This is a genomic window from Candidatus Binatia bacterium, assembly GCA_035631035.1.
Classification (GTDB): Bacteria; Eisenbacteria; RBG-16-71-46; order SZUA-252; family SZUA-252; genus DASQJL01.
This window is the reverse complement of sequence record DASQJL010000042.1, coordinates 35,191-49,825: the sequence shown is the minus strand read 5'-3', so window position 1 is coordinate 49,825 and position 14,635 is coordinate 35,191. Positions and strand designations below refer to the sequence as shown.

Here is a 14,635-nt window from a genome sequence, read left to right as displayed (position 1 = left end):
GCGGGCGGGAAGTCGGGGGATTCTAGGGAGCGAACGAGGATGGGTCAAGCGCGCCGGGCTCGACGTCGCTGACGGCGCCCGCCCGCGGGTGCCCGCATCCCGTGCAGTACGACCACTCGGGCGCGACGCGCTTGCCGCACTGCCCGCACGCCAGCTCGGCGCGCGTCCCGCACTCCGGACAGAAGGAGAAGTCGGACGAGATGGTGGCGTGACAGCCGCCGCAGATGCGTCCCGACTCGTCGGGCGTGTAGATCACGCGGCGCAGCTCGTCGATCGTCGTCTCCCCCGCGAGCGCCTTGGAGAGCCCGTCCTGTCCGATCGGCACCATGCCCGCCTCGACGGCGGCGGCGCGGATCATCGCCTCGGTGCCGCCCGAGGTGACCAGCCGGCGGAGCGATTCCTTCATCTCGAGGATCTCGTAGATGCCCGTGCGCCCGCGATAGCCGGTGCCGTTGCACGCCTCGCACCCGGCGGGGCGATAGAGCACCAGGCGCCGCGCGTCGCTTCCGGAGAGGCCCGCCGAGCGCAGCAGGTCGGCCGAGGGGACGTAGGCGTCCTTGCACTTGGGACAGAGCGTCCGCACCAGGCGCATCGAGATCACCGCGATCAGCGCCGAGGAGACCATGTAGGGGGCGAGCCCCAGGTCGACCAGACGGGTCACGGCGGAGGCGGCATCGTTGGTGTGCACCGTCGAGAGCACCAGGTGCCCCGTGATCGAGGCGCGAAACGCGATCTGCGCCGTCTCGGCGTCGCGCACCTCGCCCACCATCATGACGTCCGGGTCCTGGCGCAGCATGGCGCGGAGCACCGAGGCGAAGGTCTTCTTGCTCTTCTCGTCCACCTGCACCTGGTTCACGCCCGGGACCTGGTGCTCGATCGGGTCCTCGGCCGTGATGATGTTCTTCGTGACCGAGTGGATCTGCTCGAGGATGGAATAGAGGAGCGTCGTCTTGCCGCTTCCCGTCGGCCCGGTGACGATCAGGATCCCCTGCGGTCTTCCGGCGAACTCCCGGATGTCGGCCAGGCTCTGCGGCGTCAGCCCCAGCGTGTCCAGCCGGAGCGCGGTGCGCTCCTGGTCGACGATGCGGATCACGATCTTTTCGCCGTGCAGGGTCGGAAGCGTGGAGACGCGGAGATCGATGCGGCGTCCCTCCGACTCCACGCGGAAGCGGCCATCCTGCGGGATGCGCTTTTCGGCGATGTCGAGGGCGGCGAGGATCTTGATGCGCGAGATCAGGGCTCCCTGCGTCCACTTCGGCATCCGCTCCAGGTCTTGCAGCAGGCCGTCCACGCGCACGCGCACGCCCACGCCCTTGTCCTGCGGCTCGATGTGGATGTCGCTCGCGCGGAGCTCGACCGCGCGGGCGATGATCCAGTTCGCCAGGCGCACGATCGGCGAGCCGGCAGCCAGCTCGGCCGCGTTCGCCGTCAGCGACTCCTCCTGCGCGTCCTCGACCAGCTCGCGCACTTCCCGCCCCGGGTCGCTCCGGATGATGTTCTCGAGCACCTCCCCGACCGAGTCGTCGAGATGGTAGTAGCGCGTGATCGCTTCGAGGATGTCCGTGGGGGGTGCCAGGACCGGGCGCACGAAGTAGCCGCTCTGGAAGCGGATGTCCTCCATGGCCGAGACGTTCAGCGGATCGGCCATCGCGACCCGGATCGTGTTCTGATTCTCCTTGCCGACCGGGATCGCGGTGTAGCGCTTGGCCAGCTCCTCCTTGACCAGGGCGATCACCGCCTCGTCGATGGCGAGGGCCTGGAGGTCCACGATCGGAAGCCCGAGCTGCTGGTGAAGGACACGACAGACGTCTCCCTCGTCGACGAAGCCCGCGCGCGCCAGGATCTGTCCCAGGGGCTCCTTCGTCTGCCGCTGACGGCGGAGCGCTTCCTTGAGCTGGTCCTCCGTGATGAGGCCCGCCTCGAGGAGGTACTCCCCCACCTTCTTCCGCTTGCTCTCGGTCACCGTCGATCTCCAGGGTGGCGCCGGCCCCGGACGGGTTCCGGCCGCGACCGAAAGGGCAATCGGCGTGCCACGGAAGACGCCGGATCTACTCCGGCCAAAGCGAAGACGATTCTTCGGCTTAGGGTTTTCGGCGGGCGGCGAGGCCGGAGTTTGAAACGGATAAAAGCGGTCAGCCTCGGCGAGGAGCGGTCGAGAGCTGACCAGCGGCACAAAGGTCCGTGCGACCTGACCTCATCGCCCGGACCCACCTGCGCTCTCCGGTGACAACGTAAGGACGTTCTGTCGCGTCAATCCATGAAGACACTTGCCCATCGATTCACCGCCGCTAGCGACGGTAAAAAGTTAGCCAGGGATCTCGCCTCGATTAGATCGTGGGAGAGCAGTGGTCGGCAGGTCGAGACGCGATCCGTGGACGCGAGGGGAGGCAGCCGCGGAGGGCGCCTCCCGGAGGCCCGCCGAGGTGTTTCCCAAACAAGTGGAGAGAGTCGGGCCGGAGGGCGGCCGCCCGAATGGCTGTCTCCCCTCGCGCCAAACGCAGTGCGCTCGGCCGCCCGTAGGCACGGCCGTCGAGTGCGTTACGCCTTGGCGCCGCCGTTCTTCACAGCCGGGCGTTCCATCGCCAACTTGTCCATCTCCTCGCCGAACCGCACCGAGTAGTCGCCGTTGAAGCAGGCGTAGCAGTGCGCGTCCGGCGTCTCCACGCAGGAGCGCAGCCCCTCCATGGAGAGATAGCCCAGGGAGTCGACGTGCAGGTAGTTCCGGATCTCCTCAATCGTGTGCGACGAGGCGATCAGCTCGCGGCGGTTCGGCGTGTCGATGCCGTAGTAGCAGGACCAGCCGATCGGCGGGCTGGAGACCCGGAAGTGGACCTCCTTCGCGCCGGCGGCGCGGAGCATCATGACGAGGCTCCGGCTGGTCGTGCCGCGCACGATCGAGTCGTCCACGACCACGACGCGCTTGCCGTCCAGGATGCGGCGCACGGCGTTGAACTTCATGTTCACGCCGAAGGAGCGCGTGATCTGCTCGGGGGCGATGAAGGTGCGCCCGACGTAGTGGTTCCGGATCAGGCCCAGCTCGAAGGGGAGACCCGACGCCTCGGCGAATCCCAGGGCGGCGGAGTTGCTGGAGTCCGGCACCGAGATGACGATGTCGGCGTCAGCGGGATGCTCCTCGGCCAGGCGGCGTCCCAGCTTGCGCCGCACCGAGTCCACGCTCACGCCGAAGACGACGCTGTCGGGGCGGGAGAAGTAGATCAGCTCGAAGACGCAGGCGCGCTGCGGCTCGGGCGCGAGGATCCGGAACGAGCGCACCCCGTCCCGGTCGATGACCACCATCTCCCCCGGATCGATCTCGCGGACGAAGTCGGCGCCGACGATGTCGAGCGCGCAGGTTTCGCTCGCGAGCACGTGCGCCGTGCCGCGCCGTCCCAGGCAGAGCGGTCGGAAGCCGCGCGGATCGCGCACGCCGACGAGGGTCTCGCCCGCGAGGATCACGAGCGAGTAGGCCCCCTGGCAGCGCGCCAGCGCCTCGGGGATCATCCGCTCCAGCTCCGTCGCCTTGGAGCGCGCGATCAGGTGGAGGATCACCTCGGTGTCGCTGGTGGTCTGGAAGATGGAGCCCTGCTCTTCCATCTCGCGGCGCAGCGCGAGCGCGTTCACAAGATTCCCGTTGTGGCCGATCGCGAGGTCCCCCTCGCGGTAGTTCACGACGAGCGGCTGGGCGTTCTGGGGGTGGTTCCGGCCCGTGGTGGAGTAGCGGTTGTGTCCGATCGCGACGTGGCCCGTCAGACGGTCGAGGACGCCTCCGGCGAAGACGTCGGAGACGAGGCCCAGGCCGCGGTGGGCGTGGAACTCCTTTCCGTCGCTGGCCACGATCCCGGCGCTCTCCTGCCCGCGATGCTGGAGGGCGTAGAGTCCGGCGTAGGCGAGGCGCGCCGCGTTCTCCGCGCCCCAGATGCCGAACACGCCGCATTCCTCCCGCAGCCGGTCGTCCTGGGCTTCGTCCACGATCGCTCCTCTCAGGTGGTGGTGGCCGCGGCCGCCGGCTCCGGCGCCGCGAGAAACGTTTCGATGCGGGTCCAGGGAATGGGACCCGGAAGAACGAGCCACGACTCGGAATGGGGATTCACCAGGAGCCCCCGGCCGGCGTGCTCCACCGGTCCCAGCGCCTCCAGCGCCCCTTCCCTGCCCGCGCTTCCGTCGGCCCCGCGGGTCCAGAGCCACCAGACGCGCCCCCGCCGGATCGCCGAAAGCCCCGCCAGCGGGTGCTCCCGCTGCAGGCGCTCGAGGAGCCCGGCGTCCCGCGTATCTCCGCGCGGGCGCGTCAGGATGCCCCAGCTCCCCTCGGGCGGCGTCCAGGCCTCCCCCCGCTCGGAGGCGGCGATCAGCCGGTAGCGCTCCTTGTTTGGATTCACGAAGAAGTTGCTGGTCTCCACCGCTTTCAGGAGTTTCGCGTCCAGCTCCCGGGCGGCGGCCGATCCCGGAGCTCGCGACTCCCCGGCCGGCTCGAAGAGGACCACCTCTTCCCGCACCAGCCGCATGAGCTCCTGGCCCGCCGGAAGGAGCGCGCGCCCGGCGTCGAGCGCGGTCAAGGCGGTGAGATCGGGGATCTTGAGCCGTATGAGAAGAACCGAGCTCATCGCGACCTTCCCGCCGGCGTGGCGGCGCCCAGCCGCGCGGCGAGGGAGCGGAAGAGGAAGGCTCCCGGGCCGTCCCCTTCCAGCGCCTCCCAGGTTCCCACCGCGCGGCGCCTCGCCTCGCCCCAGGTGCCGGGCAGGTCGAGCGGGACGTGCTTCAGGGCGTTTGCCCGCTCGGGGTGCGGCATGAACGCCAGCACGTTTCCGCCCCGGTTGGTGATGCCGGCGGCGTGGAGCATCGCCCCGTTGGGATCGTCCGGCCACCCGCGCGCGGGCGCGCCGCCGGGCGCGACGTAGCGAAGAAGGGCGAGCCCCTCCGACTCGATCGCGCGGCGCACGTCGGGGTCGGCGGTCTCGAAGCGCCCTTCGCCGTGCGCCATCGGGAGCGGCACCACCGCGCCGGGCTCGAGCGCGGCGGTGAAGGCGTCGCGCCCGGGACCCTCTTCGGCCCGCACCCAGATCCAGCGGCAGAGATAGCCCTGGCGCCGCGGCGCCTTGTTGGGCGCGAGCGCGAGCTCCACGCGGCCTGGACGGATCCCGGGGACGAGCCCCGCTTCGACCAGCACCTGCGCTCCGTTGCAGATTCCGACCACGATCTTCCCCCGCTCCGATTCGGCCGCGATCCGCTCGACGGCGGGGAGCTTGGCGGCGACCGCCCCGGCGCGGATTCGGTCCTGGAACGCGAAGCCGCCCGGCAGGAGATAGGCGTCGAACTCGGAGAGCACCGACGCGGGCTCGTTGAAGCGGAGGATCGACGCTTCGATGCCGACGCGCTCCAGGGCCCGAGCGCTCTCGTACTCGCAGTTGACGCCCGGAATCTGGATGACCGCCGCGCGCGCCATGGTCACGCCTCCACGTAGGGGCGGAGCGCGCCGCCGTAGAGATCGCGCAGCTCGGCGAGGTCCGCCTCGATCAGGGTCGTGCCGCCGTCCATGAAGCGGAGCTTCGGCTCGGGAAGCGTGCGGCCGATCATCGTCGCGTCCACCCCCTGCTTGGCGAAGAGATCGAGCAGCGCGCCCAGCGCGTCGTTCGACGCCTCCATCAGGAATCCCGGCGCCTCGGCATAGAGCCGGATCTCGGCCGGCGTGTCGCCGAGCGCCGAGATCGGGATCTGGAGCCCGAAGCCGCCCGAAGCGAAGCCGCCGAGCGCCATCTCGAGCGCCGCGACCGCCAGCCCGCCTTCGGAGATGTCGTGGCAGGAGCGGACCAGCCCCCGCCGCACCGCCTCGCGCACGGCGTTCAGCCGCCGCCGCTCGAGGTCGAAATCGAGCGGGGGAAGCGCGCCGCCGGTCTCGCCGGTGAGGAGGTGCCGGAGCTGCGAGGCGCCGGTCGCCGTGCCGCGCGGCCCGCTCAGCACGAGCACGCCCGGATGGGCGCGGAGGGCCGACGAGACGGCGACGCTGTAATCCTCCAGGACGCCGAGCGCGGCCACGATCGGCGAGGGTTCGATGGAGCGCCCCGTCGCCGACTCGTTGTAGAAGGAGACGTTGCCCGAGACCACGGCCACCGGCGGGCCCGAGGGTCCCCCGGGCGCGAGCTCGCGCGCGGCGTCGCCCAGTCCGCGCACGCTGCGCACGAACTCGTCGAAGACCTCGGGGTCTTCGGGATTCCCGAAGTTGAGACAGTCGGTGAGCGCGACGGGGCGCGCTCCGACGCAGGCGAGATTCCGGAGCGCCTCCAGCACGACGTGCGCCGTCCCCCAGTAGGGATCGGCCGCGACGTACCACGGATTGCCGTCCACGGTGAGGGCGCAGCCGAGCGGCGCGCCGGGCACCGGAGCGAGCACCGACGCGTCGGCCTCGCCGGCGCGGATCACGACGCGCGCCTGCACCTCGGTGTCGTAATAGCGGAGGATCGGCGCGCGCGAGGCGACGTTCGGCGACGCGATCATGGAGCGGAAGAGGGCGCCGTGGTCCCGCACCGGCGGAAGCGGCGTCTCGGGCGGCTCGGCGTGGCGAGGACGGCGCGGGCGGTCGTGCTCGATGCCCGCGGTGATCACCTCGACCGGAGCCTCCGCCACGGGCTGGCCGCCGCGCAGGATCCGGTAGCGCCCGTCGGTGCGCACCCGTCCCGCCACCGCGGCGCGCGCGCCGTGATAGACGAGCGGGAGCGCGTAGTCCTCGTTGTAGATCCGGAGGAGTCCCCCGGCGAGCCGCTCCGGGACCACGAGCGCGAAGCGCTCCTGCGTCTCGGAGCAGGCGATCACTTCGGCCGGATAGTCGCCGGGCGCCGTGGGGATCTGGTCCAGGTCGACGTCCATCCCGAACCCGCCGGCCGCGGCCAGCTCGCTCGAGGCGCACGCGATCCCCCCGGCGCCGAGGTCCTTGAAGCCGAAGGCCGCGCCCTGCGCGTCCAGCCAGTCGAGCGCGGCCCGGTTGGCTTCGAAGAGCACCCGCTTCAGGAAGGGGTCGGGGACCTGCACGTGGCCCCGCTGCCCTTCGGTGTTCTCCTCGAGGATGGCCGAGGCGAAGGAGGCGCCACCGAACCCGGTCTCGTCGGTCGGCTTCCCCACCAGCACGAAGACGTACGGCTCGCGCGAGGCCGCCTCCGGCACGCGGCTCCGCACGATCCGGTCGGCGCGCACCAGCCCCAGCGCCACGACGTTCACGAGACAGTTCTCGTCGAAGCGCGGCGAGAAAAAGACATCCCCGCCGAGGTTGGGGACGCCCAGGGCGTTCGCGTACTGCCAGATCCCGTCCACGACGCCGCGCACGATCTCGCGCACCGAGGAGGCGCGCGGACCTTCGGGATCGCCGAAGCGGAGCGCGTCCATGACGCCGATCACCTCGGCGCCCATGCAGTTCACGTCGCGCACGATGCCGCCGATGCCGGTGGCGGCCCCCTCGACCGGAACGACCTGGGAGGGATGGTTGTGGCTCTCGTGCGCGAACACGAGCGCGTACTCGACGCCCTTCCAGGCGCCGAAGCGCACGACGCCGGCGTCCTCCCCCGGACCCAGGATCACGTCGGGGCTCTTCGTGGGAAGGTGCGCCTGGAGCACGCGTCGGCTGCTCTTGTAGGAGCAGTGCTCGCTCCACATCGTGTCGAAGATGGTCGCCTCGACGCGCGTGGGGTCGCGTCCCAACAGCTCGAGCATGCGCGCCGCCTCGTCGGCCGTGAGCCGCAGCCCTTCGGCCTCGAGCAGCGCCTTCCGGCGGGCCGGATCGGCCTCCCGGAGGGGGATCGTCGGGGCGTCAGCGAGCCGCTGCAACGGTAGCTCCCAGAACGCGATCGAAGATTTGGTTTACGTGTCGCAGGAAGTGGGCCGGTTCGAAGCAGCGGGCCAGCGCCTCGGGATCGAGCGCCTTCGTGGCGGCCGGATCGGCCTGCAGTCTCGCCAGGAGGCCGGGCGGCTCCTTCCACGCCGCCATCGCGTGGCGCTGCACCAGTGCGTAGGCGTCCTCGCGCGAGAGCCCCGCCGCGGTCAGGGCGAGGAGCGCTCGCTGAGAGTAGACCAGTCCACGCGTCGCCTCGAGGTTCGCGCGCATGCGGTCGGGGTAGACGTGCAGACCGGCCAGGATCTCCCGCATCTGCGCCGTCATGAAGTCGGCGAGCAGGAAGGAGTCGGGGAGAATCACGCGCTCCACGCTGGAGTGGCTGATGTCCCGCTCGTGCCAGAGCGCCACGTCCTCGGTCGCCGCGTGCGCGTTCGCGCGCAGGATCCGCGCGAGGCCGCACACCCGCTCGCAGTTCACCGGGTTCCGCTTGTGTGGCATCGCCGACGAGCCCTTCTGCCCCTCGCGGAAGGGCTCCTCGACCTCGAGCACCTCGGTGCGCTGCAGGTGGCGGATCTCCATCGCGATCTTCTCGAGCGACGCGCCGAGCAGGGCGAGCATCTGGAGCAATTCGGCGTGGCGGTCGCGCTGCACGACCTGGGTGGCGGCCGGCTCGGGGCGGAGGCCCAGCGAGGCGAGCACCTCCTCTTCGAGAGCGGGGGTCAGGTGGGCCAGCGTGCCGACCGCGCCGGAGAGCTTCCCCACGGCGATGGTCGCGCGCGCGCGCTGGAGCCGTTCCCGCGCGCGCCCCAGCTCCTCGTACCAGACGAGCGCCTTGAGCCCGAACGTGATCGGCTCGGCGTGGATGCCGTGCGTGCGCCCCACCATCACCGTGTCCTTGTGGCGGAGCGCGAGACGGCGCGTCTCCTCCCGGAGCGCGTCCACCTCGGGCAGGAGCAGGTCGGTCGCGCGCACCAGCGTGAGCGCGAGGGCGGTGTCCACGAGATCGGAGGAGGTCATCCCCAGGTGCAGGTAGCGCGCGTCGGCGCCGGCGGTCTCCCCCACCTGCGTCAGGAAGGCGATCACGTCGTGGCGGAGCGTGGCTTCCAGCTCGTCGATCCGCGCGGGGTCGATGCGCGCCGCCGCCGCGATCCGCGCCGAAGCGCCCGCGGGCGCTTCCCCGCGGCGCTCCAGCGCGCGCGTCACCGCCAGCTCGACGTCGAGCCAGGTCGCGTAGCGCGCCCGGTCGTCGAAGAGCCCCGCCATCGCGGGACGGCTGTAGCGCGCGATCACTCGGGCAGCTCGGTGAGCGCGAGGCTCATCGTGAGGAGCTTGCCGTCGCGCTCGACGGTGAGGGAGATGGTGTCGCCGACGTTGGCTCCGAAGAGCGCGCGGTAGGCCTCGTCCACGTCCCGGATCGGGGTCCCGTTCACCTTGCGGATGATGTCGCCCACCTTGATGCCCGCCTTGTCCGCGGGGCTCCCCTTCTCGATCACCGAGACGTAGAGCCCGTTCCGGTCCTTGGTCCCGAGCCGCTCGGCGACGTAGGGGGTGAGCTCCCAGGTCCGGACGCCGATCCAGACGTTCCGCACCTTGCCGTACTTGAGCAGCTCGTCCACCACCTTCTTCGCGGCGTCGATCGGGATGGCGAAGCCGATCCCCTCCGAGCCGCCGCTCTTCGTGAAGATGAAGGTGTTGATGCCGACGACCTCGCCTTTGGCGTTCACGAGGGGGCCGCCCGAGTTCCCCGGGTTGATGGCCGCGTCGGTCTGGATCATGTTCTTGTAGATCCCGGCACTCGAGGCCTGCGACTTGATGTCGCGATGCGTCGCGCTCACGACCCCCGCGGTCACGGTCGGCTGGGTGTCGTTCAACAGGAACCCGAACGGGTTTCCGATGGCCAGCGCCCACTCGCCCACCATGAGATCGCTCGAGGTCCCGAGCTTGGCGACGGGCAGGTCCTTCCCCTCGATCTTCACCACGGCGAGGTCGTACTGCGGATGGCTTCCGAGCACCTTGCCCTCGAACCGGCGCCCGTCGGGGAGGATCACCGTGATCTTCTCGGCGTTGCGCACGACGTGCTCGTTCGTGAGCACGTAGCCGTTCGACGAGATGATGAAGCCCGAGCCCATGCTGGGGATCTGCTCGCGGTAGCGATACTGCGGGATCATGTCGCGGAAGAAGGGCTCGAAGAAATCGTCGCCGAAGGGGATGGGGGAGGTCTGGACCACCTGGGTCTGGACCACGCTCAGCGTGACCACGGAGGGGCCGACCTTCTCGGCGGCCGCGACGATCGCCGTGCGCCGGGAGGTGTCGAGCGAGGCGGGCGCGGCGCCGACCGAGTCGGAGCCCGCCGCGGCGGCCAGGTTCACCTCGTTCCCCGGCCCTCCGTACAGCGGCTTGCCGTCCGTCTCGGCGGCGCGGTCCTTGGGCCGCTGCGTCGCGAGCACGAGCGCGGCGAGCAGGAGCGCGCCGAAGAGCACTCCCGCGCCCAGCGTGGAAATCGGCCAGCGGCCCCGGGGTTTCGCGGCCCGCGGCGCCGCTTCAAGCGACGACATGCATTCGCTCCTTCGGAAGCCATCCGAGTCCGGGATAGCGGACCCGCATGAGATAGAGGCCGTGCGCCGGGGCCGGCGGCGCCCCCAGACGCCGGCGCCTCGATTCGAGCGCCGTTCGAACGGCGGCCGGCCCGCCGCCCTGCTCGGCGGCGGCGATCGCGGTCGATACGATGCGGCGTACCATAGTGTACAGGAACCGGTCCGCCTCGATGTCGAAGCGGAGGGCGCCCTTGGAACCGCTCCACACCGCGCGGGTCACGCGGCAGACCGGCGACGTCTCGTCCCCGCCCTGCCGCGAAAAGGTCGTGAAGTCGTGCTCCCCCAGGAGCGGCGCGACCGCCTCGTTCAGCTCCGCGGCCCCGGCGCGCATCCGGCGCGCCCAGGCCAGCCGCCTTCGGATCGCCGCCGGCTCCGGAACGATGAGGTAGCGATAGCTCCGGCGCATGGCGCGGAAGCGCGCGTGGAAGCCCCTCGGCGCGAACGCCGCCTCGACCACCCGGACGTCGGGAGGCAGGTGCGCGTTCATCGCCATGCGGAGCCGCTCCGGGGCGAGCCTCGTGACCGCCGTGAAGGAAGCCACCTGCCCCGCGGCGTGGCACCCCGCGTCGGTTCTCCCCGCCCCGTTCACCGTGACCTTGGCGCCCACGATCCGCTCCACGGCCTTCTCCAGCTCCCCCTGAACGGTCCGCGCCCGGGGCTGGCGCTGCCAGCCGCTGAACGCGGTCCCGTCGTATTCCACCCCGATCCGGAGCGTTTCCTCCCGCTCCTTCCGTTCATCGAGCACGGACGAGCCAGGCGGCCGCCGCCGCGGACAGGAGGGCGCCCGCCGCCTCGGGAGCGCCCCACCGGTACGAAGTCGATCCCCGGCGCCGCGCCCCGAGCGCGTAGCCGCGCGCGTGCAGCGCCTCGCCGTAGCTGTCGCCGACGCGGAGCATCGTCCCCAGGTACGGAAGAAGCCACGCGGCGAGGTAGCGCGCCCGGCCGCCCAGGCCGCGTCCCGGACGGATCGCGCGGGCCCGGAGCGCCGTGTGCTGCCGCTCCGCCTCGGCGAGCGCGAGCGGCAGGAGCGCCAGGGTCATCCGCCCGCTCTCGATCAGGAGCGCCAGCGGTCGCGGCCGCGCGATGCCGCCGCGGCCGAAGAGCCAGCGGGCCGCCCGCGGAAGGACGGCGCGGGCCGCCCACCGCGTCAGATACACCAGGGCCAAGAGGCGAAGGGCGATCAGCCCCGAGGGAAGAAGCGCCTCGCGCGGCGGCCGGCCGGCCAGGAGGAGATGCGCCGCGAACAGGACGAGCGCGAGGAGGAGGAGCGGCGCCTCGGCGCGGAGCGGCCGGCGCTCGGTGCGCATGGCGGCGATCAGGAGAAGGGCCGCTCCGGCGGCGAGCAGGGCGGGCGACGGCGTGAGCGAGAAGCCCACGCCCAGGGCCGCGCAGACGAAGAGCCCCGCGCCGGGATGGAGCGGCCGTCGCGCGCGGGACGTCGATTTCGGTTTCGTGGCTTCGGACTCGGGCGAGCCGGGCACTGTCGCTTGCCGTTCCTCTGGACTTGGCGTGCCGTCGGAGGCGGATGCGCTCGCGCGCCCCACCTGAAGCCCCACCCTACCGGAGCCTGGTCCGCCTGTCAACGCCCCGGAACCACGCGACCGCGACCAAGATCAGCGTCACCGCGAGCGAGAGCATCGAGATCCAATCGCCCCAGCGCGTGAAGGTCGTGGGCCCGATCCCGGTCTTCACGGTGCCGGCCAGCACCGCCTCGGCGAAGAGCGGCGTGCGCGCCTCGACGCGACCGTAGGGATCGATGAGCATCGAGACGCCGGTGTTCGCCGCGCGCGCGAGACCCATCCCCAGCTCGACCGAACGGAGGATCGCCAGGTCGGCGTGCTGGATCGGCCCGGCCGTCCGCCCGAACCACTCGTCGTTCGTGATGTTGACCAGGTACTGCGCCCCCTCGAGCGCATAGCGGCGGGTGTGATCCGGGAAGATCGACTCGAAGCAGATGAGCACGCCGAACGCCGGTCCCGCGCGGCGGAAGACGAACGGGCGCGTTCCCGGCGTCCACTCCGCCTGGCCCAGGTCGATCGATCCCAGGAACGGAAAGAAGCCCTGGAACGGGATGCGCTCTCCGAAGGGAACGAGGTGGATCTTCTCGTACTGCCCGACGATCGCCCCCGCCGGCAGGACGAGGCCCGCCGCGTTGTAGGTGAGCACGTCACCCTGCGCGTTCAGCTTCGCGTCGGGATAGCCGGCCAGGATGGGGCGCTTCACCTCCTTCGCGAGGGCGATCAGCCGCTGCAGCTTGAGCGGCTCCACCCGCACGTAGTACGGAAGCGCCGTCTCGGGCCAGAGGATGACGGTCGGCGCCGGGACGGCCGCCGCCGCCTCGCGCGTGAGCCGCTCCACGCGCGCGGTGACCGAGTCTTGAAGCGCCGGGACCCACTTCTCATGGCTCCCCACGTTCGGCTGCACGATGGCGACCTGCACCAGCGGCGGCGGGGGCTGCGTCTTGAGCCGCGCGGCTCCCCAGAACACGGGGACGCCGACGGCGGCCGTGAGGATCATCGCGAGCCCGATCCGCGAGGACCAGCGGCGCGCGAGGAGGATGGCCGCGACCAGCGCGTTTACCGAGACGACCCAGAAGGAGAGCCCCGGAGCCCCGGCGATGGAGGCGCCCTGGATCCAGGCCGGATGCTCGGCGAGCGCGGTTCCCAAGTTCCCCCAGGGACACCCCAGCTCTCCCGAGGACTTGAGCCACTCCGCCACGCACCAGGCGAACGGCGCCAGCGCGAGCACCGGCCAGCCGAGCCGGCGCCGCACGAAGCGCACCAGCCAGCCGAAGAGCGCGACGTAGAGGCCGAGGTAGAGTCCCAGCGCGAGCAGGCCCGGGTAGATGAGCCAGGGATGCGTCATCGCCGCGACCGGCAGGCGGACGATCCACCAGAACGTGAGCGCGTAGAAGACGGTCCCCATGAGCCACGGCGCCCAGCGCACGCCGCGGGAGGCGGGTTCGGGATCGCGCGGCCCGGGCGAGCCCGTAGCCAGCACCAGGAACAGCGGCACCAGCGCGACGAAGATCAGCGGCCAGAGCGATGCCGAGGGGAAGGCGAGGCTGGCGAGGATGCCCGACGCGGCCGCGGCCAGGGGCGCGCGCGCCGATCTAATGGAGGCGGACCTCGCGGCGGCTCTCAGCGGACTGGTAGATGGCGTCGATGACCCGCATGAGCTGGAGACCTTCTTCGGGCGTGCCCACGGGCCGCTCGCCCTGCGTGACGCATCGGATGAAGTGGTCGAGCTCCGCTTCGTACGACTGTTTGTAGACGTTCTTCGACTCCAGGGGCGGCGTCACGTCGAGGAGGTTCCCCCCCAGCTCCTTGTGCACCCGGAAGGGGTTCAGGAGGGCCGCGCCGTGCGTGCCGAACAGGTTCAGATAGGGGAAGTTCTTCTCCAGCAGGAGCGCCCAGCTCACCTCGAGCGTCAGCGCCGCCCCGCTGTCCAGCACCAGGAACGCCGCGACCGTGTCCTCGACGTCCTCGCGCGGATCGGTCACGTACTTGGTGGCCGTGACGGACGCCACCTGGGGATTCCCCAGGAGCCACAGGGAGAGATCGAGCATCTGGACGCCGAGGTCCATGAGGACGCCGCCTCCCGAGCTGCGCTTGTTCTGGTACCACGCGGGGCCGCGCTGCGCCGTGCGCCGCCGCAGCCAGCCGGTCTTCGCGTAGAAGATGGTGCCGAATTCGCGCCGCTCCATGTAGCCCCGGAGGAGCTGGACGTCGGTGCGGAACCGATTGTTCATCGCGTACATCAGGATGCAGCCGGAGCGGCGCGCGGCCTCCGCCATCTGCTCCGCCTCGGCGGCGGTGCGGGCCGGCGGCTTCTCGCAGAGGACGTGCTTGCCGTAGCCCATCGCGGCCAGCACCATCGGCGCGTGCAGATGGTTCGGGGTCGCGACGATCACCGCCTCGACCTCGTCGCTCCGGAGCAGCGTCTCGTAGTCGGTGAGCGTGCGGGCGATGCCGAAGTGCCGCGCGACCATGCGGGCCTTTTCCCCGTCGTCGTCGCAGACCGCGACCACTTCGGCGTCGCGGCGCTTCTTGAGCGCCGGGAGATGATTGATCTGCGTGACGAGGCCGGCCCCGATCACGCCGATCCGCAGGGGACGCTTGGCCAAGGGTTTCCTCCCGAGGAGCGCCCGCCGCGCGGTGCGAGCTGGCGGCGGACGAAAGGGAAACGACGATGTCGCGCGAGTATAGAAATGCGACCGGCGAAA

11 protein-coding genes are annotated in these 14,635 nt (G+C 71.1%); all 11 read right to left on the bottom strand.

Features of this window, described 5'->3' with window-relative positions; genetic code table 11:
- Nucleotides 1-22: 22 nt before the first annotated feature.
- Nucleotides 23-1,963, bottom strand: coding sequence for an ATPase, T2SS/T4P/T4SS family (locus VE326_03875; protein HYJ32334.1), 1,941 nt, complete (start codon nt 1,961-1,963; stop codon nt 23-25).
- Between the two features lie 575 nt (nt 1,964-2,538).
- The gene (purF, locus tag VE326_03870; protein ID HYJ32333.1) at nt 2,539-3,969 is read right to left on the bottom strand and encodes an amidophosphoribosyltransferase; all 1,431 of its coding nucleotides are present in this window, start codon (nt 3,967-3,969) and stop codon (nt 2,539-2,541) included.
- An 11-nt stretch (nt 3,970-3,980) separates the two neighbouring features.
- On the bottom strand, nt 3,981-4,601 hold the full coding sequence (locus tag VE326_03865; GenBank protein HYJ32332.1) for a hypothetical protein: 621 nt from the start codon (nt 4,599-4,601) through the stop codon (nt 3,981-3,983).
- Nucleotides 4,598-5,440: a phosphoribosylformylglycinamidine synthase I gene (gene purQ, locus VE326_03860; protein ID HYJ32331.1), complete on the bottom strand. Its 843-nt coding sequence runs from the start codon at nt 5,438-5,440 to the stop codon at nt 4,598-4,600. Before purQ ends, VE326_03865 begins: the two co-directional genes overlap by 4 nt.
- Before the next feature lie 2 nt (nt 5,441-5,442).
- Nucleotides 5,443-7,809: a phosphoribosylformylglycinamidine synthase subunit PurL gene (gene purL, locus VE326_03855; GenBank protein ID HYJ32330.1), complete on the bottom strand. Its 2,367-nt coding sequence runs from the start codon at nt 7,807-7,809 to the stop codon at nt 5,443-5,445.
- Nucleotides 7,793-9,106: an adenylosuccinate lyase gene (gene purB / locus VE326_03850; GenBank protein ID HYJ32329.1), complete on the bottom strand. Its 1,314-nt coding sequence runs from the start codon at nt 9,104-9,106 to the stop codon at nt 7,793-7,795. The genes purL and purB overlap by 17 nt, the downstream gene beginning before the upstream one ends.
- A complete protein-coding gene (locus VE326_03845; protein HYJ32328.1) occupies nt 9,103-10,371 on the bottom strand; it encodes a trypsin-like peptidase domain-containing protein in 1,269 nt (422 codons plus the stop codon). The genes purB and VE326_03845 overlap by 4 nt, the downstream gene beginning before the upstream one ends.
- The gene (gene truA / locus VE326_03840; GenBank protein ID HYJ32327.1) at nt 10,358-11,155 is read right to left on the bottom strand and encodes a tRNA pseudouridine(38-40) synthase TruA; all 798 of its coding nucleotides are present in this window, start codon (nt 11,153-11,155) and stop codon (nt 10,358-10,360) included. Before truA ends, VE326_03845 begins: the two co-directional genes overlap by 14 nt.
- Entirely contained in the window at nt 11,145-11,891 is a 747-nt protein-coding gene (locus VE326_03835; protein ID HYJ32326.1) for a hypothetical protein, read from the bottom strand. The genes truA and VE326_03835 overlap by 11 nt, the downstream gene beginning before the upstream one ends.
- A gap of 76 nt (nt 11,892-11,967) precedes the next feature.
- The gene (lnt, locus tag VE326_03830) at nt 11,968-13,485 is read right to left on the bottom strand and encodes an apolipoprotein N-acyltransferase (protein HYJ32325.1); all 1,518 of its coding nucleotides are present in this window, start codon (nt 13,483-13,485) and stop codon (nt 11,968-11,970) included.
- Nucleotides 13,486-13,522: 37 nt separating this feature from the next.
- Nucleotides 13,523-14,536, bottom strand: a complete 1,014-nt coding sequence (locus VE326_03825) for a Gfo/Idh/MocA family oxidoreductase (protein ID HYJ32324.1) — start codon at nt 14,534-14,536, stop codon at nt 13,523-13,525.
- Nucleotides 14,537-14,635: the final 99 nt, after the last annotated feature.

Bases quoted from the DNA above. Each gene is read 5' to 3' on its own strand.
- VE326_03865 (HYJ32332.1), bottom strand. From the start codon at position 4,601: ATGAGCTCGGTTCTTCTCATACGGCTCAAGATCCCCGATCTCACCGCC.
- purQ (HYJ32331.1), bottom strand. From the start codon at position 5,440: ATGGCGCGCGCGGCGGTCATCCAGATTCCGGGCGTCAACTGCGAGTAC.
- VE326_03845 (HYJ32328.1), bottom strand. From the start codon at position 10,371: ATGTCGTCGCTTGAAGCGGCGCCGCGGGCCGCGAAACCCCGGGGCCGC.